The organism is Amycolatopsis rifamycinica, from assembly GCF_000695625.1.
In the GTDB taxonomy this organism is placed as follows: Bacteria; Actinomycetota; Actinomycetes; order Mycobacteriales; family Pseudonocardiaceae; genus Amycolatopsis; species Amycolatopsis rifamycinica.
The window spans coordinates 26710-46902 of the sequence record NZ_JMQI01000080.1 but is presented as its reverse complement, the minus strand read 5'-3'; the positions used below and the strand labels follow the sequence as shown (position 1 = coordinate 46902).

The following is a 20193-nucleotide window of genomic DNA, read 5'->3' as shown; positions in this document are numbered from 1 at the left end:
CATCCCGGGGAGGACCAGTGCCGCGTCTGCTGCTCGTCGAGGACGACGAAGCACTGGCCGAAGCGCTTTCGCTGGCGCTGCGCGCGTTGGGCCACGACGTCGTCCACGCCCCCACCGGCGAGCACGCGCTGACGGCGCTGGGCGACGCTGAGTTCGTCCTCCTCGACGTCATGCTGCCGGGTATCGACGGCTTCGAGGTCTGCCGCCGGATCCGGGCCCGCAGCCGGCTGCCGATCGTGCTGCTGACCGCGCGCGGCGACCCGATCGACGTCGTGGCCGGGCTCGAGTGCGGCGCCGACGACTACGTGGTCAAACCGGCGGAACCGCGCGTGCTCGACGCGCGCATCAAGGCGATCGCCCGCCGCGCCCAGCCGGCCGTGCCGGAAGCCGGCCTGCTGCGCGTCGGCGAGCTGGAGATCGACGCCGCCGCGATGAGCGTCACCCGCGACGGCGAGGAGCTCGCGCTGACGGCCACGGAAATCCGGCTGCTCGTCGAGTTCGCCGAGCACCCGAACCAGGTGCTGAGCCGTCAGGTGCTGTTGAAGCGGGTCTGGGACTACGGCTACGTCGGCGACTCGCGGATCGTCGACGCGGCGGTCGCCCGGCTGCGGGCGAAGGTCGAGGACGACCCGGCGAACCCGGTGCTGCTGCGGACGGTCCGCGGTCTCGGCTACCGCCTGGTGACCAGGTGAGGCTCCCGGCCGTCAGCCTGCGGACCCGGATCGTGGCGGCGATCGTCGGCGTGACCACGACGGCGACGGCGGTCATGGCGTACTTCGCGTACCGGGTGCAGTCCGAGGACGTGGTGCAGGCGTTCACCATCGCCGCCACGTCCCGGGTGGACGACAATGCGATCGACCTCCAGAAGGACATCGACCGGACCCGGCCCGAAGTGTCGGCCGACGCGCTCCGGTGGGAGCAGAGGTCGCTGCCCGTCGGCTGGCTGATCGTGCGCACCCCGCCCGGCAAGCCGTTCACCACGGTCGCCCGCGCACCGCTGGAACTCGACGGGTACCGGATCGATTACCTGGGACCGCCACCGATGGTCGCCACCGAAACCCCGGAGGAACTGCTGCGGCCGGTCGAAGCGAAGGTGCTTTCGCGCCCGTTCGGCGGGGTCTCCCTGAACACCGCGAACACCACGAACCCGGAGACCGGCCGCCCGGTGCTGGTCGTGAGCCGCGACTTTCCCGGCACCGACTACTTCCTGGTCGAGTTCTTCGACCTCGGCGTGCTCGAAACCGACCTCGGCGCGCTGCGCCGGAACCTGGCGCTCATCGCGCTCGGGGTCAGCGTGTTCGGGCTCGGTGTCGCTTTCCTGGTCGGCCGCCGGATCCGCCGTCCCATCCATGAATTGTCCGCGGCCGCCGACGAACTCGGCGCGGGCGCGCTCGGCACGCGCGTCCCGGTCAAGGGCCGGGACGAGATCGCCGCACTGGCCGCCTCCTTCAACACCATGGCCGCCCGCCTCGGCGAGTCCATCGACGAGCTGCACGCGAAAGACCGCCAGCAGCGGCGGTTCGTCGCCGACGTCGCCCACGACCTGCGGACGCCGCTGGCCTCGATGATCGCCACCGTCGACAGCCTCGACCACGCCGAGCCCGCCACCCGCACCCGCGCCGCCGAGATCCTCGGCACCCAGGCGCGGCGGCTGGCGAAGCTCGTCGAAGACCTCCTCGAGATCGCCCGCTTCGACGCCGGGAAGGCCGACCTGCGGGTGGCGCCCGTCGACCTCGCCGACCTGGTCGCGGACGCCGCCGACGTCACCGGCGTCGAGGCCGCCGTGACGGCGAGCGGGGACGTCACGGTCGTCGCCGACCCGCGGCGGGTGCACACCGTGGTGGCGAACCTGCTGAGCAACGCCGTCCGGCACGGCGCCGCGCCGGTCACGGTCACCCTCGACGGCACCGGCGACGACGTCGTCGTGCGCGTCGCCGATGCCGGTCCCGGGGTGCCGGAAGACCTGCTGCCGATCCTGTTCGACCGGTTCACCCGCGGCGACCACGCGCGTCAGGCGACCGAAGGCAGCGGGCTCGGCCTGGCGATCGCGCGGGAGAACGTGGTGGCGCACGGCGGATCGCTCGCGGTGCACAACGACGGCGGTGCCGTGTTCACCGTGCGCTTGCCCCGGGGCGTCGAGAACGCCTGATCGGCGAAGGTGCTGACGACCCGCCAGTTCAGCTCGCGCGGGTGCTGGGCGTCGAAGTACGGCAGCGGCAGGGAGGCGAGCAGCACGGCGGCGACGGCCAGCGGCAGCGGGCGGAGGTCCCGCGCCGGGCCGAGCAGGAGCACCACGGCGAAGTTGGTGACCAGCAGGAAACCCCAGCGCGCCCAGTCCCAGCCCGCGAAGGCGAGCAGCGCCGGGGCCGCGACGGCCGCGGCGGCGAGCACGTCACGCCGCTGCAGCAGGAAGCCCGTCACCACGACGACGAGGATCGGGGCGATGAGCAGCAGTACTTCGGTGATCGAATACAGCCGCCAGCTTTCGCTCTGGCTGCGTTCGAACAACGCCAGCGCGTCGGCCCGCGGGGTGAAGTCTGCGCCGGCCATCGCCGTCCGCAGCCGGTCGGCCGCGCCGGGGCTCGACGCCGGCAGCGCGAGCACCCCGAGTTCCGCGGCCACCGGCGTCACCAGCAGCTTCGCCGTGATCCGCACCGAGAACCGCCGCAGCAGCACGACCGCGAAGACGGGCAGGACGGTGAGCGCCGCGATCTCGTGCGCGAACACCGCGGCCGTCATCAGCCCGGACGCCACCGCGGGCCGGCGCGGCAGCTGCCACAACGCGACGAACAGCAGCAGGTACAGGGCCTGGTCGAAGTAGCCGACCTCGTGGAAGAGGAATCCGCCGGACGGCAGCAGCAGCCAGCCCGCGACGACGAGCCGGTGGGCCGGGTGCCGGGCCCGGAAAAAGGCGGTGGCCAGCACGGCCAGCAGCGCGAGGAGGACGGCGAAGGCCGCGGCCGCGAAGACCCAGTAGGCGTAGCCCGTGGCGAGGGCGAGCGGGTGGAGCAGGGTGCCGACGAGGAACCGGCGGTGGAAGCCGTCGGTCACCGAAACGGCTTCGAGCGTCGCGGCCCAGTCACCCGGCATGCGGAAGCCGCGGTAGGCGGCGAGCAGGAGGGCGAGGGCGGCGAACGCGGTGGTGGCGCGGTGGGTCACGACGGCCAAGCTAGGAACGGGATGTGCGCGTGCCGTGACCGTCGTTCACCAGTTCGGCGCCAGCTCCGCACGTCCTGCTTTTGCGCTCGGTTGCTGTAAAGTTTCAGCCATGACGCGTCGCCTTGCCGAAGTCGCCCGCCAGGTCGGGGTCAGCGAAGCCACGGTCAGCCGGGTGCTCAACGGCCGGTCCGGGGTGTCCGCCAGCACCCGGGCCGCCGTGCTCACCGCGCTGGACGTGATGGGGTACGAGCGGCCCACCCAGCTGCGCGGCGAGCGCGCCCGGCTGGTCGGGCTGGTGCTGCCGGAGCTGCAGAACCCGATCTTCCCGGCGCTGGCCGAGATCATGGGCAACGCCCTCGCCCAGCAGGGGTTCACCCCGGTGCTCTGCACGCGGACCGCGGGCGGGGTGTCGGAGGCCGAGTACGTCGAGCTGCTCCTGCAGCAGCAGGTGTCGGGCGTGGTGTTCGCCGGCGGGCTGTTCGCGCAGGCGGACGCGATCCACACGCACTACCACCACCTCGTCGAGCGCCGGCTGCCGACCGTGCTGATCAACGCGGCGGTCGACCACCTCGGCCTGCCCCAGGTCTCGTGCGACGACGCGGTGGCCGTCGAGCAGGTCGTCGGGCACCTGCACTCGCTCGGGCACGAGAAGATCGGCCTGGTCCTCGGCCCGTCCGACCACATTCCCTCGCGGCGGAAGCTCGAGGCGTTCCGCTCTTACGCGGCGAAGCTCGGGCTGCCGGTGCTGGACGAGCTGGTCGAGCACGGCATGTTCTCGATCGAGGGCGGCCACGCGGCGGCGGCCCGCCTGTACCCCCGCGGCGCGACGGCGGTGCTGTGCGCGAGCGACCTGCTGGCCCTCGGCGCGGTCCGCGCGGCCCGGCGGCAGGGCCTGTCGGTCCCGGAGGACGTCTCGGTCGTCGGCTACGACGACTCGGCCCTGATGAACTGCACCGACCCGCCGTTGACGACCACCCGCCAGCCGATCGAGGCCATGGGCCGGGCGGTGGTGGAACTGCTGGTCAAGCGCATCAACGGCGGCGAGGTGGCGGCCGAAGAGCTGCTGTTCGCACCGGAACTGGTGGTCCGGGGGTCCACCGCCCGCCGCACCGCCTGACCCCGCGACCCGAGAGGCGCGACGGCTCACCGGCCGTCGCGCTTTTTCGTGTCCCGCCTCTGTCCGTAAGTTGCAAAATCTCGTCTGGTTATTGCGGCCATCGCGTCTCCCACTTTAGAGTGACCGCAATCACGTGACAGTCGTCGCGACCCGAGAAGAGGCTTGAGATGAGCAGTACCTGGTCCCGAACCGTCTCCCGCCGAACGTTGTGCCTGCTCGCCGCCGGTGGTCTCGCCCTCGGGGTGGCCGCCTGCGGGGACGGCGACTCCGGCGCCCAGGCCGGCGGCAAGGTCAAGATCACCGTCACCGGGCAGCCGCCGACCAGCCAGCCGTTCGAGCGCAGCGTGTTCGACGCCGACGTCAAGGAGTTCGAGGCGGCGCACCCGAACATCGACATCGATCCGCACGAAGGTTTCATGGACCCCAAGACGTTCTCCGCGAAGCTCGCCGGCGGGCAGCTCGAAGACGTCTACTACGTCTACTTCACCGACCCGGCGCAGATCATCGCCCGGCACCAGGCCGCCGACATCACCGAAGCCGCGAAGAGCGTTCCGCACATCAACGACATCAAGCCGGAACTCCTCGACAACTTCCGCGACGCGAACGGCAAGCTCTACGGCCTGCCGACGATGAACTACACGATGGGCCTGCTCTACAGCCGCCCGCTGTTCCAGAAGGCCGGGCTGGATCCGGACAAGCCGCCGCAGACCTGGGACGAGGTCCGCGAAGCCGCGAAGAAGATCTCCGCGCTCGGCAACGGCGTCGTCGGGTACGCCGACTACAGCAAGAACAACCAGGGCGGCTGGCACCTCACCGGCTGGCTCTACTCGATGGGCGGCGACATCGCCCGCAAGGACGGCGACAAGTGGGTCGCCGACTTCGACAACGAGAAGGGCCGGAAGGCCCTCCAGTACCTGCACGACATGCGCTGGACCGACAACTCCATGGGCGCCAAGCAGCTCCTCGAAGCCCAGGACGTGCAACGCATGATGGGCGCCGGCCAGCTCGGCATGTACATGGCCGCCCCGGACAACGTCCCGGTGCTCGTCAAGCAGTTCAACGGCAAGTACGAGGACTACGGCATCGCCGGCATGCCCGGCGGCCAGGGCACCCTGCTCGGCGGCGAGGGCTACATGATCAACCCGAAGGCGTCGCCGGAGAAGGTCAAAGCCGGCCTCGAGTGGATCCAGTGGAAGTACCTCAACCCGGACCGCTTCGAAAAGCACATCCAGCAGTACGTCGAGGGCAAGCAGCCGGTCGGCCTGCCCGCCGAGCCGACCCCGGACGTCTGGACCGGCGCCGTCCGTGAGCAGCAGCTGACCCTGAAGGCCAAGTACGCCAACGTTCCGGCGAAGAACTTCCAGTCCTACGTGGACACCACCAGCAAGATCAAGGGCAGCATCGAGCCGCCGAACGCGCAGCAGATCTACGCCGCGCTCGACAGCGTGATGCAGGCGGTCCTCACCGACCAGAACGCGAACATCGACCAGCAGCTGAAGTCCGCCGCGTCGAAGGTCGACAGTGTCCTCGCCCAGGTCAAGTAGCCTGCTCGCCTGGCCCGCGGCGAAACCGTCGCGGGCCGGGCGCCCGGCTGCCTCGCGAGAAGAGCGGCGCCGCACCCGGCTCAGGCGCGAGCTCAAGGAGAACGTCACCGCGTACGGCCTGCTCTGCGCCGCGCTCGTGGTGTTCGCCCTGTTCTCCTGGTACCCGATCGTGCGCGGGGTGCTGCTGAGCTTCCAGCAGGTCGACTTCGTCAACGCGCCGACGTGGGTCGGGTTCGACAACTTCAGCCGGCTCTTCGCGGACCCGCTGTTCGGCGTCGCCTGGCGCAACACGCTGCTGTTCACCGGGCTCGCGCTGGTCTTCGGCTTCGCCGTGCCGTTCTTCACCGCGGTGCTGCTCAACGAACTCCGCCACGCGAAGGCGTTCTTCCGGCTCGCCGTCTACCTCCCGGTGATGCTGCCGCCGGTCGTGACGGCCCTGATGTGGAAGTGGTTCTACGACCCGGGTCCCGGCCTGTTCAACTCCGCGCTCGGCGCCGTCGGCCTGCCCGGCGGCCAGTGGCTGGATTCGAGCGGCACGGCGATGCTGTCGCTGGTCTTCGTCTCGACGTGGGCCAACATGGGCAGCACCACGCTGATCTACCTGGCCGCGCTCGGCACCATCCCCGGCGAACTGTACGAGGCCGCGGAGCTCGACGGCGCCGGGCTGTGGAAACGCCTGCGGCACGTGACGTTCCCGCAGACGCGGTTCGTCCTGCTGGTGCTCCTGCTGCTGCAGGTCGTCGCGACCATGCAGGTGTTCACCGAGCCGTACGTGATGACCGGCGGCGGCCCGGACGACTCCACGGTCACCGTGCTCCTGCTGCTGTACCGCTACGCCTTCGTCTACAACGACTTCGGCTCGGCGAGCGCGATGAGCCTGCTGCTGTTCGTGGCGCTCGGCGTGTTCTCGGCGTGGTACGTCCGGCTGACGCGGAAGGCGGACCAGTCATGAGGACCCTCGTCTCCCCCGGCGCGCTGCGCAGCCCGCGAGGCAAGGCCGTCTACGGTGTCGTCTTCGCCGGCACGCTGGCGGTTTTCGTGCTGGCCTTCCTGTTCCCGCTCTACTGGGTCGTCACCGGCGCGATGAAGTCGCCGCAGGAACTGGCGCAGACCCCGGCGACGCTCGTCCCGCGCGAGTGGCACCCGGAAACCTTCGCCGACGCCTGGGACCAGCTCAGCCTGGGCAAGTACTTCCTCAACACGCTGATCGTCGCCGGTGGCGCGTGGCTGGTGCAGCTGGCCATCGACGTCCCGGCCGCGTTCGCGCTGTCGAAGCTGCGGCCGAAGTTCGGCAACGTCGTGCTCGGGCTGATGCTGGCCACGCTGATGCTGCCGGCCACGGCGTTGCTCGTCCCGACGTACGTGACGGTGACGGACCTGCCGCTGCTGCACCTCAACCTGATCAACTCGCCGGCCGCGGTCTGGCTGCCCGCGGCGGCGAACGCGTTCAACATCTACCTGCTGAAACGCTTCTTCGACCAGATCCCGGACGAGCTGATCGAAGCGGCGCGCCTCGACGGCGCCGGGCCGGTGCGCACGCTCTGGCGGATCATCCTGCCGATCTCGCGGCCGATCCTGGCCGTGGTGTCGATCCTCGCGGTGGTCACCGCGTGGAAGGACTTCATCTGGCCGCTGCTGGTGTTCCCGGACACCGAAAAGCAGACGCTCTCGGTGATGCTGCAACGGGTGGCGATCGACATGCCGCTCAACGTGCTCGTCGCCGGGATGGTGCTGGCCAGCCTGCCGATGGTGGCGCTGTTCCTGGCCTTCCAGCGGCAGATCCTCGCCGGGCTGACCGCCGGCAGCCTCAAGGGCTGAGGCTTTCCCACACGACTCAGGAGGGGCACTTTCGTGACCGAAAAGACCGGCTGGTGGCGGAGCGCGGCGATCTACCAGGTGTACATCCGCAGCTTCGCGGACGGCAACGGCGACGGTGTCGGCGACCTCGCCGGCGTCCGCGCCCGGCTGGACCACCTGGCCGACCTGGGGATCGACGCGATCTGGTTCACACCGTGGTACCCGTCGCCGATGGACGACGGCGGCTACGACGTCGCCGACTTCCGCGAGATCGAGCCGCTGTTCGGCACCCTCGCCGAGGCGGAGGCGCTGATCGCCGAGGCCCACGCCCGCGGCATCCGGGTGATCATCGACATCGTGCCCAACCACTGCTCCGACGAGCACCGCTGGTTCCAGGCCGCGCTCGAAGCCGGCCCGGGCTCGCCGGAGCGGCAGCGGTTCTGGTTCCGGCCCGGCCGCGGCCCGGACGGCGGCGAGCCGCCGAACAACTGGAAGTCGCGCTTCGGCGGATCCGCGTGGACGCGGGTGCCGGACGGCGAGTGGTACCTGCACCTCTACAGCTCGCGCCAGCCCGACTTCAACTGGGACAACCCGGAGATCCGCACGGAGTTCGAGGACGTGCTGCGCTTCTGGTTCGACCGCGGCGTGGACGGCTTCCGCATCGACGTCGCCGACGGCCTGGTCAAGGACCCGCACCTGCCCGACGTCGAGGACGGCGACGAGACGCCGTTCTCCGACCAGGAAGGGCTGCACGAGATCTACCGGTCGTGGCGCAAGATCGCCGACAGCTACGGCGGCGAGCGCGTGCTGGTCGGCGAGATGTGGCTGCCGGACATGGCGCGCGCCGCGCGCTACCTGCGCCGCGACGAGCTGCACTCGGCGTTCAACTTCGACTTCCTGGTCTGCCCGTGGGACAGCCAGCGCTTCCGCGACGTGATCGACCGGACGCTGAAGGCCCACGACGAGGTCGGCGCCCCGGCGGCGTGGGTGCTGTCTAACCACGACGTCACCCGGCACGTCACCCGCTACGGACGGCAGGGGGACACGGGGTTCAGCTTCGCGAACCGGCTGCACGAGCTGCCGGTCGACCGCGCGCTCGGCACCCGCCGGGCGCGCGCGGCGGCGCTGCTGACCCTGGCCCTGCCCGGCGGGCTGTACGTCTACCAGGGGGAAGAGCTGGGGTTGTGGGAGGTCCTCGACATCCCGGACGAGCTGCGCCAGGACCCGGTCTTCGCCCGCACCGGCGGCGCCGACCCGGGCCGGGACGGCTGCCGGGTGCCGATCCCGTGGTCGGGGTCCGAGCCGCCCTTCGGCTTCGGCAGCGGGGGCACCTGGCTGCCGCAGCCGGACTCCTGGCAGGACTACACGGCGGAGGCGGAGGCGGCCGACCCGGCGTCGATGCTGTCGCTGTACCGCGACGGCCTGCGGCTGCGGCGGGACCTGCCCACGGGCTCGCTCGAGTGGCTGTCGCTCGGCGAGGGCGTGCTGGCGTTCCGGCTGGGCACGGAGTTCACGTTCGCGCTGAACTTCTCGGACTCACCGGTCCCGCTTCCCGGCGGCGAGCTGTTGCTGGCCAGCGGCCCGGTGGACGGCGAGCTGCCGACCGACACGGCGGTCTGGCTGCGCGGCTAGGACACACCGGAGGCCGCCACCGAGCGGATCGGTGGCGGCCTCCGGTGTCTCGAGCCCTACTTGGTGAGCTGCAGGACGTCGACGCCGCGGGTGTTGTCCGCGACGTAGACGTACTTGCCGTGCCAGTACGGCGCCCACGCGCTCGCGTCGGTCGGGCGGTAGTAGGCGATCTGGCGCGGGTTCGTCGGGTCGCTGACGTCGACGAACCGGGTGCCCTGCGCGTAGAACGACTGCACCAGGATCCTGCCGCGGACGTCGAAGTAGTGCGCGGAGCAGTCGTCCGAGGCGGGGTCACTGCCCTCCTGGCCGTTGACGCTCCACGTACCGACGCTCGCCAGCCGGAACGGCTTCTCCGGCGTCGAGCGCCAGCCCTCGCCGTGGTACGAACCGGCCAGCGACGAGATCGTCAGGACGCCGTCGCCCGCGCAGCCGTCGACGAAGTTCTCCTCCGTCGCGTAGATCAGGTCCTGACCGCGCCACGCGCCGTCGCCGACGCGGTGGCCGGCCGGGTGGAAGCTGTTGTGCATGAACCGCGAGGGCGCGGCCGTCTCGGCGATGCCACCGCCGGCGTACGGGATCGGCTCGTGCGCGGTCGCCCGGCGGAGCTTGTTCGTGAGCGGGTCGCGGTGGACGCCGTTCGTCCAGTAGCCGCGCACCCCGCCGCGGCCGGACACCCAGGCCACACCGTCGGCGTCCACCTGCACGTCGTGCACGTAGTCGGTCTTGCCGTCGTTGCGCGCCAGCTCGATCGGCTGCGGGTTGACCTTCGGGTGCCGCGGGTCGCGGATGTCGGTGACCCAGATCGGCCGCCCGCCCCACTCGGCGGGCTGGTCGGCGGCCTTCGACGGGCCGCCGGTCCACAGGTGGCGGCAGCCGTCGACGCAGCTGGTCGTGTGGCCGGCCGGCACCTTCACGTAGCTGAGGATCGACGGCGCCTCGGGCTTCGAGACGTCGACGATGTAGATCCCGGACTCGCCGGTCGCCGTCGTACCGCCGTACGCGCGCGGGTCGCGGGAGAGGAACACCAGCTTGCGGTCCTGGTCGACCTCGGTGTCCTCGGTCTCCCACAGCCCCGGCAGGCTGACCTGCCCGACCAGCTTCGGCGCGGCCGGGTTCTTCGTCAGGTCGTAGACCTTGAGCCCGAACTCGCCGGACACGACCATGACGTCGCGGCGGCCGTAGTCGAGGAAGTTGATCGAGATGGCGCCGGCGGCGTCGGGCACGTTGCCGACGGCCTTGACGTTCTTGATCGCGCCCGGGTCACCCGCCGTGCGGGCGGCCGGGGCCGCGGGCTTGTCGTCTTCGCCGCAGGCCGCGGCCGGGAGCCCGGTCGCGACCAGCGTGGCGCTGACGGTGACGGCGGCGAAGCACGACCGCAACCAGGTGCGCACGCGGAACCTCCCAGAACGCCGGCGAGCGTGACCCATCGAACGGTACGACGGAGATCAACCGGACACAACCGTCTTTCGTTGCTCGTCGACTGGTAGGACTGGCGCATGCGTCTGCTCGTCCTGCTCGCCGCCCTCGCCCTCGCCGTCACGGGCTGCTCCGGTTCCGGCCCCGCCCGGCCCGGAGTCCTGTCGGTCGGCATCCGCGAGCCCGCGACGCTGCTGCCCGCCGACCTCGCCGACCAGGCGGGCCGGCTGGTGACCGGTGCGCTGTGGACCCCGCTCGCCGACTACGACGCGGCGTCCGGGAAGCTCACCCCGCGCGCGGCCGCGTCGATCGAGAGCGCCGACCGGGTGCACTGGACGGTCAAGCTGCGGCCGGCGGCCTTCCACGACGGCACCCCGGTCACCGCGCAGTCCTATGTGGACACCTGGCGGGCGGTCGCCGCGGCGCACTGGGTGTCGTCCCCGGTGCTGACGAAGCTCCTGCGGGCCCGCGAGATCAGGGCGGCGGCGCCGGACACGATCGCGCTGACCCTCGACCGGCCCTCCGGCCAGGTGCCCGCGCTGCTTTCGGCACCGGGCCTGGTCCCGCTGCCGGCGTCGGTGCTCGCCTCCCGCGGCTGGGACGGCTTCGCGAAGGCGCCGGTCGGCAACGGGCCGTACCGGCTCGACGGCGGCTGGAAGCCGGGCTCGGGCGGCACGCTCAAGCGCGTCGGCGCCGGGAAGGCCGAGGAGATCGAACTGCGGGTCGGCGAGCCGGCCGCCCAGTACGACGCGGTCAAGGCGGGCACGCTCGACCTCGCCACCGAGGTCCCCGGCTCGCAGCACGAAGCGATGCACGGCGAGTTCGGCGACCGCCACGCGTCCTGGGCGCTGCCCGAGGCGGGCTACCTGGCGTTCCCGGTGACGAACCCCCGGTTCGCCGACGCGACGGTCCGCCACGGCTTCGCCCTCGGTGTCGACCGCGCGGCGCTGGAGGCCGGGCCGCTCGCCCACCAGGTCGACCCGGCCAAGGCGATGCTGCCGCCCGCGGACGCGCCGGGCGAGCGCTCGGGCACCTGCCGCCCGTGCAGCTTCGACGCGGCAGCCGGCAAGGCCCTGCTGACGCAGGCGGGCTTCCCGGGCGGCGCGACCGTCTACTTCGGACCGGGTGCCGAAGCGTGGACGCGCACCCTGACGGTCGGGCTGCACAAGGCGCTGGACGTTTCGGTGACGGCACAGGCGGCGCCGCGCTCGGACCAGCTCGACGGACCGTCCACCCTGGACGTCAAACTGGCCACGGCCAGCCCGTACGAGCTGCTGTCCGAGCTGGCCACGGCGTCCGGGTACACCGACGCGGTGTTCCACCAGAACCTCGCGCTGGCCGACGCGGCGGCGACGCCCGAGGAGGCGGGCGAGCTGTACCGGCTGGCGGAGAACCAGCTGCTGCGCGACCTGCCGGTGGCCCCGCTGTGGGCGGGCCACGGCCACGCGGTCTGGGCGCCACGGGTCCACGACGTGACGGCCACGCCGTTCACCGGCCCGGTCCTCGCGGGGATCGGCGTCTCGTGAACTGGGAGTGGGAACCGGCCTCCCTGTCCGAGGTGGCCGGGCTGTTCTCGCGCGTGCGCGTGCCGTGGTGGATCGCCGGCGGGTACGCGATCGAGCTGGCGGTGGGCCGGGCGTTCCGCGAGCACGCCGACGTCGACGTCCTGCTGCTGCGGCGCGACCAGCGGGCGATCCAGGAGGCGCTGCCGTCGTGGGAGTGGTGGGCGGCGGACCCGCCGGGCACGCTGCGGCCGTGGGCGCGCGGGGAGGTACTGGGCGACCACATCGACGACGTGTGGTGCCGCCCGTCGGCGTCCGCGCCGTGGCGGATCCAGCTGATGCTCGACAACGCCGACGGCGGTGCGTGGGTGTCCCGCCGCAACCCCGCCGTGCGGCGGGAGATCGCGTCACTGGGCCGGATTTCGGCCGAGGGCGTCCCCTATCTGGCGCCTGAGGTGCAGCTGTTCGCCAAGGCCCACGCGACCCGGCCCAAGGACGAGGAGGACTTCGAGGCGGCGCTGCCGGTGCTCGACGCGGCGCAGCGGAGGTGGCTGGCGGAGGCGCTGGAGGCGACCTACGGCCCGCACCCCTGGCTCGGCCGCCTCTAGACCGTGGCGTGCTTCGCCAGCGTCTCGATGAACGCCGTGGTCAGCGGGTCCGGCGCCGCGCGGGTGTACGCCGTCAGCGTCCGGCGGACCGGGACGCCCGGCCGCAGGACCCGGCCGTCGAAGCGCGCCGGCAGGACGTTCGCCGGGACCAGTGCCGGCCCCAGGCCCGCCGCCGCGAGGATCGGCGCCGCCGCCGTCTGCTCGGTGCGGACCGCCGCCCGGGGGCGGAAGCCCGCCGCCGCGCAGGCCGCGTCGACCAGCTCGGCCAGACCGTTGCCCGGGGCGTAGTGCACCCAGGCGCAGCCGGCGAGCGTCGCCAGGTCGACCACGCCGGTGTTGTCGTCCTCGCGGGCGCCGTCGGCGGGCAGCACGACGACGAACTCCTCCACCCCCAGCTCCCGCACCGGCCCCGGCCAGTCGCCGGGCCGCGGGCCGAGCGCGACGTCGGCCTCGCCCGCGGCCATCGCTTCGCGCAGCTCGTCGGCGTGCCGGAACTCGATCAGCCGGACGTCGACTTCGGGCCGGTCGCGCCGCCACACCCGCAGCGCGGGCGGCAGCACGCCGAGGCTGACCGAGTACACCGTGGCGACCTGCAGCTCGCCCGCCGTGGTGCCGGAGGCGAGCCGGGCCGCGCACCGCGCGCGTTCGGCGTCGGCCAGCGCCGCCCGGGCGTGCGGCAGCATCGCCCGGCCCATCGGCGTGAGCCGGACCGCACGGGGCAACCGCTCCAGCAGCGGCCCGCCGAGACTGCGCTCCAGCGCCCGCATCTGGTGCGACAGGGCCGGCTGCGTCACGTGCAGCTGCTCGGCGGCGCGGGTGAACGAGCCGGTGTCGACCACCGTGACCAGGTACTCGAGCTGCCGCAGGCTTGCCATGAACGCAGCTTATCGCCATGGTGACAAGCAAGCCTTGGACTTATCGGTCGCCCGGGCCCAGCCTGGACGACATGGAACGCAAGACAGCCCTGGTCGCCGGGGCGAACGGGATCATCGGCCGGAAGCTCGTCGAACACCTGCGGGCCGCCGGCGGCTGGGACGTCGTCGGGCTCTCGCGCCGCGGCGGGCCGGGATCGATCGCGGTCGACCTCCTCGACCCGGCGGACACGCGGGCGAAGCTCGCCCCGCTGACCACGGCGACCCACCTCTTCTACGCCGCCTACCAGGACAAACCGACGTGGGCGGAGCTGGTCCCGCCCAACCTGGCGATGCTGGCGAACCTCGTCGAGGCCGCCCCGCCCGGCGTCGAGCACGTCAGCCTGATGCAGGGCTACAAGGTCTACGGCGCGCACCTCGGCCCGTTCAAGACCCCGGCGCGCGAGACCGACGCCGGCCACCTGCCGCCGGAGTTCAACGTCGACCAGCAGCAGTTCCTCGAGCGGCGGGCGGGCGCGTGGACGTGGTCGGCGATCCGGCCGTCCGTGGTCGGCGGGACCGCGCTGGGCAACCCGATGAACCTGGCGCTGGTGATCGCGGTGTACGCGTCGATTTCGAAGGAACTCGGCCTGCCGCTGCGCTTCCCCGGCAAGCCGGGCGCGTACGACAGCCTGCTGGAGATGACCGACGCGGGTCTCCTGGCGTCGGCGACGGTCTGGGCGACCGGGCACCAAGGCGCCTTCAACATCGCGAACGGCGACCTGTTCCGCTGGCGCGAACTCTGGCCGAAGCTGGCGGCGTACTTCGGCCTCGACGTCGCCCCGCCCCTGCGGATGTCGCTGGTGGACGTCATGGCGGACAAAGGTCCACTGTGGACGTCGATGGCGGAGCGCCACGCGTTGTCGGCGTCCTACGCGGACGTTTCGGCATCCTGGGCGTTCGGCGACTTCGTCTTCGGCTGGGACTACGACGTGTTCGCCGACACGTCCAAGTCACGGCGCGCGGGCTTCCACGAGTACGTCGAAACGGAGCAGATGTTCTACCGGCTGTTCGACGAGTTCCGGAAGGCGCGCGTGATCCCCTAGTCCGCGCCGACGTCACCCGCCGAGCTGTCCGCGGATATCGGCTTGCCCGCCGTGCGGGACGGCAGCTGCCCGTACGCCTCGCGGTAGTACGCGGAGAACCGGCCCAGGTGCGTGAAGCCCCAGCGCGTCGCGACCTCGGCGACCGTCCCCGACGTCGAGCCGTCCGCGATGCGCAGCAGGTCCTGGTGCACCCGGTCCAGCCGGACCCGGCGCAGGTAGGCCGCCGGGGTGGTCCCGAAGTCGCGGCGGAAGCGGTCCTGCAGCGTGCGGGGGCTGACCCGCGCCGCCGCGGCCATGTCCGCCACCGACACGGGCTCGCCCGCGTGTTCCTCGCAGTACGCCATGGCCCGGCGCACCGCCCGCGGCAGCGCCGGATGGGCGTAGGCGGGCAGCGTGGCGGCGTGGTCGTGCGGCTGGAGGTCCACCAGGCCGTGCACGAGGACCTGTTCGAAGTGGGCGGCGGCCAGCGGCGACCGGGCCGCCAGCGGTGACGCGGCGAACCGCGCGAAGGCCCGCGCGGTCTCCAGCCAGGCGGCCACCGCCGGGTCGCCGTCCGCGAGGGCGGGGTCGAACCGCGGGGCGCTCGCGGGCGGTTCGCCGGTCTGCGCGCTGACAGCGTTGTCAACCACCGTTTGCGGCAGGAACAGGATGAGCGTGTCCGCCCCGGCCGGCAGGGACATGCCCAGCGTCATCCCGGGCCCGGCGAGCGAACACGACGAGGTGACCTCGCGGCCCGCCACCCGGACCGCACCCGCACCGGCGAGCGGGATGTGCACGTTGTAGAAGTCCGGCAGCTCACCGGCCGCGACCTCGACCGGGACACCCCACCCCAGCTCGTACAGCGCCAGCCCCTGCCGGTGCAGGCGGCGGAAGCGGGCGGGCGCCCGCTCGCCCCGGCCGACGCGCAGGCCGTGGGGTGAGAACTCGCGGGTCACCACCTCGTCCAGCGCCTCGACGTCGGTTCCCTCGAACAGCAGGCTCCCCGGCATCTCGTCTCCCCCCGGAGTGTGGTCAGCCGCGGCCGATGAACGGCATGGTCGTCGCGGTGACGGTGAGGAACTGGACGTTGGCGTCGAGCGGCAGGCCGGCCATGTACCGCACGGCGTCGGCGACGTGCCGGACGTCGAAGGTCGGCTCGGCGAGGACCCGGCCGTCGGCCTGCGGGATGCCGGCCGCCATCCGCTCGGTCATCTCGGTGGCGGCGTTGCCGATGTCGATCTGCCCGCAGGCGACGTCCCAGGCCCGCCCGTCCAGCGAGATCGACCGCGTCAGCCCGGTGACGGCGTGCTTGGTCGCGGTGTAGGCCACGCTGGCGGGCCGCGGCACGTGGGCGGAGATCGAGCCGTTGTTGACGATCCGGCCGCCGCGCGGGTCCTGGTCCTTCATCAGCCGGACGGCTTGGCGCGCGCAGAGGAACATCCCGGTGAGGTTGACGTCGACGGTCCGTCTCCAGTCTTCGACGGACAGGTCGGCGATCGTGCCGGCGGCGCCGATCCCGGCGTTGTTGAACAGGAGATCCAGCCGTCCCCAGCGATCGCGCACGGCTTCGAAGAGCGCCTCGACGGCTTGCTCGTCGGCGACGTCGGTGGGCACGGCGAGCGCGTGCTCGTGGCCGGCGGCGGTTTCGGCGAGTGCCTCGGCACGCCGCCCGGCCAGGGCGACGTGGTAGCCGTCGTCCAGGAGCGCGCGGGCCACGGCCCGCCCGATGCCCGACCCGGCCCCGGTCACGACTGCCGTCTTCGCCATCCCGCCTCCTAGACTGACCAGCATGGGTCTTCGCGAGCGTTTCCAGGCCGGTCTCGCCCGGCAACTCGGCCACCCTAGCGGCCTGCGGGGCCGCCTCGTCGGCTCGGCGCTCAACCGCCGGAACCGGGAACCGGTCGTGAAAGCCGTCGCGGCGCTCGAACTGTCGGGCACGGAACGGGCACTGGACATCGGCTTCGGCGGCGGCTTGGGCCTCGGCCTCCTGCTGCGGAAAACCGCCACCGTGCAGGGTGTGGAGATCTCGAAGACGATGCTCGACCGGGCTCGCAGGACCTTCCGCCGGGAGATCGGGGCGGGCAGGCTCGTGCTGAGCGAGGGACCGATGACCGCGCTGCCCCTCGACGACGGCTCGGTCGACGCGATCGTCTCGACGAACACGGTCTACTTCGTGGACGACCTCGGGAAGGCCTTCGCGGAGGTCGCGCGGGTCCTCGCGCCGGGCGGGAGGTTCGTGCTCGGCATCGGCGACCCCGACCTGATGGGCCGCGCCCGGATGCTCACCGACAACGGCTTCCGCATCCGGCCGATCGCCGAGCTCGAAGCCACCCTGGACACAGCGGGACTGCGGTTGTCGCGGCACGAGCGGTTCACCAACGGCGGCCTCGGGTTCCACCTGCTGGTGACCGGCCTCGACTGACGAAAAGAAGGGCCCGGCAAGCGCCGGGCCCTTCTTCGTCGGGTGGAACCTACTTCGCCGTCACTCCCAGCGCGGCCAGTGCCGGGCCGGCCATGATCACGCCGCTGCCCGTCACCGTGTCGAAGCCCGGCGTGCCCAGGTCGATCGCCGAGGACACCAGCGCCGTGCGGATCTGGGCCGGGGTCGCCGTCGGCTTGCCCGACAGGAGCAGGGCCGCGATGGCCGCCGCGTGCGGGGCCGCCGCCGAGGTGCCGAAGAACGGCTGGAAGCCCGTCACCGAGGTGGCGACGCCGTCGGCCGCGGTGATGTCCGGCTTGGCGCGGACCGTGCCGCCGGTCGAGGACACGTTGCCCGGCGTGATCGCCGTGCCGTCGGCGTTGAAGAACACGCGGCGCTTGCCGTCGGAGGAGAAGCGCTCCCACTTGCTCGACGCCGTGTACAGGCCCGGGTACGGGCCGGCCGGGTTGGCCGGGTCACCGGTTTCCAGCGGGCGGGTGAACGCGCCCGCCGCCGGTGCCGCCGCCACGCTGAACGCGTTGATCGCGGCCGAGTGGCCGTTCGTGACGCCGTTGGTGCTGAACGCCTTGAGCGAGCCCGAAGCCACGAACCGGCCGCGGATCACGTTCAGCGCGATGAACCGGTCGGCGCCGCTGTACTTGACGACCGCGACCTTGTAGCCCGAGCCGCTGGTGGGCACGGACGCGATCTCGTACGGGTTCTGCGAGCCGGACTGCGCGTTCTCGCTGGAGGCCACGACGCCGCCCGAGGAGTTCAGGATGAACAGGTCGTAGTCGTTGGCGGACTTGCCCCACGGGTCGGACCAGAACAGCGTCACCGGGCGGCCGAGCGAGCCCGCCGAAAGGGCGTCGAAGTTCTGCGTGGTGCTGCTCGGGTCGAAGTCGTGCGGGGTGCCGGTGACGCCGCTGATCTTCGACGCCGACGCCCGGAAGTCACCTTCGTAGTAGCCGCTGGTGCCGTCGGTCGCGTTGCCCGAGTTGCCGGCCGAGGAGAAGTAGAGCGCGCCGGCCGCGGTCACGTCGTTGACCGCCTGCGCGACCTGCGTGTCCTGGAACGGCGATTCGTCGAAGTAGGAGACGTCGTCGACGATGATCTGGCACTTGCCGGTGGTCCGCAGCGCGCGGATGTTCGCGGCGAAGCTGGCCTCGCTGGTGAACGCGGTCGCGAAGCCGAGGGTCGCGTTGGGCGCGAGGTCGTGGATGATCTCGAGCATCGCGGTGCCCTCGTCGCCGCTGCCCTTCTGGCCGGCCAGGACGTCCACCGCGGGCAGTTCGCCGGCGCTCTGCGACTTCGCCAGGGAGTCGACGCCGTCGGAGAGCACGCAGACCTTCACGCCGGAGCCGCTGACGCCGTAGGTGGTGCGGGCGGTGTCGGCGCCGTGCGCCTTGTCGCCTTCGGACACCTGCGTCGCGGCGACGGCCTGCTTGGCCAGTGCCTGGCGGAAGTCGCGGTTGCCCTGCTCGCTCCAGGTGGTGGCCTGCGCCGCCGGCTTGACCTCGGCGACGTCGGCGCGGACGGCGATCGCGTCCAGGGCGGACAGCGGCAGGTCGGCGCGGACGGTGCCGTCCGGCGAGGTGGAGCGGACGGTGCCGCCCGCGGCCTCGACGGCGTTCGCGACGGCATTGCCCTGCGCGGCGATGTCGACCGAGACGGTGCCGGCGTTGCTGACGCCGACGCCGGTGCGGTATTCGGGCAGCTTCGCGGCCAGCGACCGGTCGGCGCGCAATCGCTTCTCGACGACCAACTGACTCGATTGCTTGCGTTCCGCGGGGCTCAGGCTCTTCTTGATGCTCTGCAGCGCGCTGATGCCCGCTTCGGTGCGCGCGGCCGCCGCGTCCACGGTGGACGGCTGCGCCGTCGAGACCCCCGTGGTCAGCAGCAGCGCGCCGACCGTCAGCGGAACCGCTTGCGCGGCCACCCGGCTGAAACTCACCATCGATGTCTCCCTGTGCTACTCGGCCACTCGACCGAATGACACCCGACTGGGTGTAATGGGGAGAATCTAAGGAGCGACCGGCCCGGATTCCAGCGACCAAAGTCGGGAACGTTCTTTGGTCCACATACTGGAACGACCGGGGTGCTCAGGGAAACGTGAGAACGATTTTTCCGCGTCCGTGTCCGGTTTCGATTTCCCGGTGGGCGGCCGCGGCCTCGGTGTACGGGTAGGCCCGCCGCACGAGGAAGCGCAAGTCGCCCTTGGCGTAGAGCGCGGCCAGCTCGGCGAGCCGCGTGGCCGAGCGTCCGGACTTCGAGACGAGGACACCGAGACCGGCGGCCCGGCCGTGGTCGACGAGGGTGAGAATCCGGTCCCGCTCCTTCACCAGTTCGAGTGAGACATCGAGCGCGGCACCCCCGGCCCCGTCCAGCACGACGTCGATCCCCCGCGGCGCGGCGGCCTCGATGCGGCTCTTCAGCCCTTCGCCGTAGACGACGGGGGTCGCGCCCAGCTCGCGCAGGTAGTCCTGGTTGGCCTCGCTCGCGGTGCCGACCACGCGGGCGCCGCGCAGCCGCGCGAGCTGCACGGCCGCGGTGCCGACCGAGCCGGCGGCGCCGTGGATGAGCAGGGTCTCCCCATCCCGCAGCTTCAGGGCTTCCAGCGCGATGGACGCGGTCTGCGCCCCGGCGGTGAACCCGCCGGCCACCGCCCACGGCATTTCCGGCGGCTTCGGCGTGACATCCGAGGCCGGGACGACGATGTACTCGGCGGCGGCCCGCACGGCGGTGAAGCCGAGAACTTCGGTACCGGCCGCGAGTTCGCCCTCGTCGACGACGCCGGCGAACTCGTTCCCGGGCACGCGCGGCCAGGAAAGCGTCAGACCGGGCGGTTCCCACCCGGCCCGCACGGCGGCGTCGTAGGGCTGCACCCCGGCGGCCTTGACCCGCACGCGCACCTCCCCCGGCCCGGCGTGCGGTTCCGGGAGGTCGAGCACGCGGAGCACTTCCGGCCCGCCGAATTCGGTGAACGCCACGGCTTTCATCGGCTTTCCTCCAGCTGTTCGCCTGTTCCACCATCCTGGAACTTCGAGTCCGCTGGAGGTCAAC

The 20193-nt window shown here is 72.0% G+C and carries 17 protein-coding genes; 11 read left to right on the top strand and 6 right to left on the bottom strand.

Annotation, left to right across the window (positions count from 1 at the left end):
• The first annotated feature begins 17 nt into the window (after positions 1-17).
• The 7 genes from DV20_RS40320 to DV20_RS40285 all read left to right on the top strand — a co-directional run bounded on the left by DV20_RS40320 (position 18) and on the right by DV20_RS40285 (position 9249).
• On the top strand, positions 18-692 hold the full coding sequence (locus DV20_RS40320; protein ID WP_043788908.1) for a response regulator transcription factor: 675 nt from the start codon (positions 18-20) through the stop codon (positions 690-692).
• Positions 689-2149 (top strand): sensor histidine kinase, encoded by a 1461-nt coding sequence (locus DV20_RS40315; protein WP_043788907.1) that lies wholly within the window; start codon positions 689-691, stop codon positions 2147-2149. Before DV20_RS40320 ends, DV20_RS40315 begins: the two co-directional genes overlap by 4 nt.
• A 1119-nt stretch (positions 2150-3268) precedes the next feature.
• Entirely contained in the window at positions 3269-4276 is a 1008-nt protein-coding gene (locus tag DV20_RS40305) for a LacI family DNA-binding transcriptional regulator (RefSeq protein ID WP_043788906.1), read from the top strand.
• Between the two features lie 167 nt (positions 4277-4443).
• Positions 4444-5820, top strand: coding sequence for an ABC transporter substrate-binding protein (locus tag DV20_RS40300; protein ID WP_043788905.1), 1377 nt, complete (start codon positions 4444-4446; stop codon positions 5818-5820).
• Entirely contained in the window at positions 5798-6772 is a 975-nt protein-coding gene (locus DV20_RS40295) for a carbohydrate ABC transporter permease (protein ID WP_043788904.1), read from the top strand. Before DV20_RS40300 ends, DV20_RS40295 begins: the two co-directional genes overlap by 23 nt.
• Positions 6769-7638 carry a carbohydrate ABC transporter permease gene (locus tag DV20_RS40290; protein ID WP_043788903.1) on the top strand — a complete coding sequence of 290 codons (870 nt, stop codon included), beginning with the start codon at positions 6769-6771 and terminating at the stop codon, positions 7636-7638. Before DV20_RS40295 ends, DV20_RS40290 begins: the two co-directional genes overlap by 4 nt.
• Before the next feature lie 33 nt (positions 7639-7671).
• Positions 7672-9249 carry a glycoside hydrolase family 13 protein gene (locus DV20_RS40285; RefSeq protein WP_043788902.1) on the top strand — a complete coding sequence of 526 codons (1578 nt, stop codon included), beginning with the start codon at positions 7672-7674 and terminating at the stop codon, positions 9247-9249.
• A 56-nt stretch (positions 9250-9305) separates the two neighbouring features.
• On the opposite strand, the gene DV20_RS40280 is transcribed toward DV20_RS40285, so the two are convergent.
• Positions 9306-10640 (bottom strand): LVIVD repeat-containing protein, encoded by a 1335-nt coding sequence (locus DV20_RS40280; protein WP_043788901.1) that lies wholly within the window; start codon positions 10638-10640, stop codon positions 9306-9308.
• Positions 10641-10745: 105 nt separating this feature from the next.
• Between DV20_RS40280 and DV20_RS40275 the strand changes: the two genes are divergently transcribed.
• Entirely contained in the window at positions 10746-12191 is a 1446-nt protein-coding gene (locus DV20_RS40275) for a peptide ABC transporter substrate-binding protein (RefSeq protein WP_043788899.1), read from the top strand.
• A complete protein-coding gene (locus tag DV20_RS40270) occupies positions 12188-12775 on the top strand; it encodes a nucleotidyltransferase domain-containing protein (RefSeq protein ID WP_043788898.1) in 588 nt (195 codons plus the stop codon). The genes DV20_RS40275 and DV20_RS40270 overlap by 4 nt, the downstream gene beginning before the upstream one ends.
• Here DV20_RS40270 and DV20_RS40265 read toward each other — a convergent pair.
• Complete coding sequence (locus DV20_RS40265) at positions 12772-13650, bottom strand: LysR family transcriptional regulator (RefSeq protein WP_043788897.1); 879 nt, start codon at positions 13648-13650, stop codon at positions 12772-12774. The two genes, DV20_RS40270 and DV20_RS40265, sit on opposite strands and share 4 nt — an antisense overlap.
• Positions 13651-13721: 71 nt before the next feature.
• Here DV20_RS40265 and DV20_RS40260 point away from each other — a divergent pair, with 71 nt between their 5' ends.
• Positions 13722-14732 (top strand): SDR family oxidoreductase, encoded by a 1011-nt coding sequence (locus DV20_RS40260; protein ID WP_043788895.1) that lies wholly within the window; start codon positions 13722-13724, stop codon positions 14730-14732.
• Here the strand turns inward: DV20_RS40260 and DV20_RS40255 are convergent.
• Together DV20_RS40255 and DV20_RS40250 are read right to left on the bottom strand one after the other, a co-directional pair.
• Positions 14729-15721 (bottom strand): AraC family transcriptional regulator, encoded by a 993-nt coding sequence (locus DV20_RS40255; protein WP_051736326.1) that lies wholly within the window; start codon positions 15719-15721, stop codon positions 14729-14731. The two genes, DV20_RS40260 and DV20_RS40255, sit on opposite strands and share 4 nt — an antisense overlap.
• 22 nt (positions 15722-15743) lie before the next feature.
• Positions 15744-16478: an SDR family oxidoreductase gene (locus tag DV20_RS40250; protein ID WP_043788894.1), complete on the bottom strand. Its 735-nt coding sequence runs from the start codon at positions 16476-16478 to the stop codon at positions 15744-15746.
• A 22-nt stretch (positions 16479-16500) separates the two neighbouring features.
• Between DV20_RS40250 and DV20_RS40245 the strand changes: the two genes are divergently transcribed.
• Complete coding sequence (locus DV20_RS40245) at positions 16501-17133, top strand: class I SAM-dependent methyltransferase (protein ID WP_043788893.1); 633 nt, start codon at positions 16501-16503, stop codon at positions 17131-17133.
• Positions 17134-17182: 49 nt separating this feature from the next.
• On the opposite strand, the gene DV20_RS40240 is transcribed toward DV20_RS40245, so the two are convergent.
• A complete protein-coding gene (locus tag DV20_RS40240) occupies positions 17183-19087 on the bottom strand; it encodes a S8 family peptidase (protein WP_043788892.1) in 1905 nt (634 codons plus the stop codon).
• A 145-nt stretch (positions 19088-19232) separates the two neighbouring features.
• Positions 19233-20129 (bottom strand): NADP-dependent oxidoreductase, encoded by an 897-nt coding sequence (locus tag DV20_RS40235; RefSeq protein WP_043788891.1) that lies wholly within the window; start codon positions 20127-20129, stop codon positions 19233-19235.
• Positions 20130-20193: the final 64 nt, after the last annotated feature.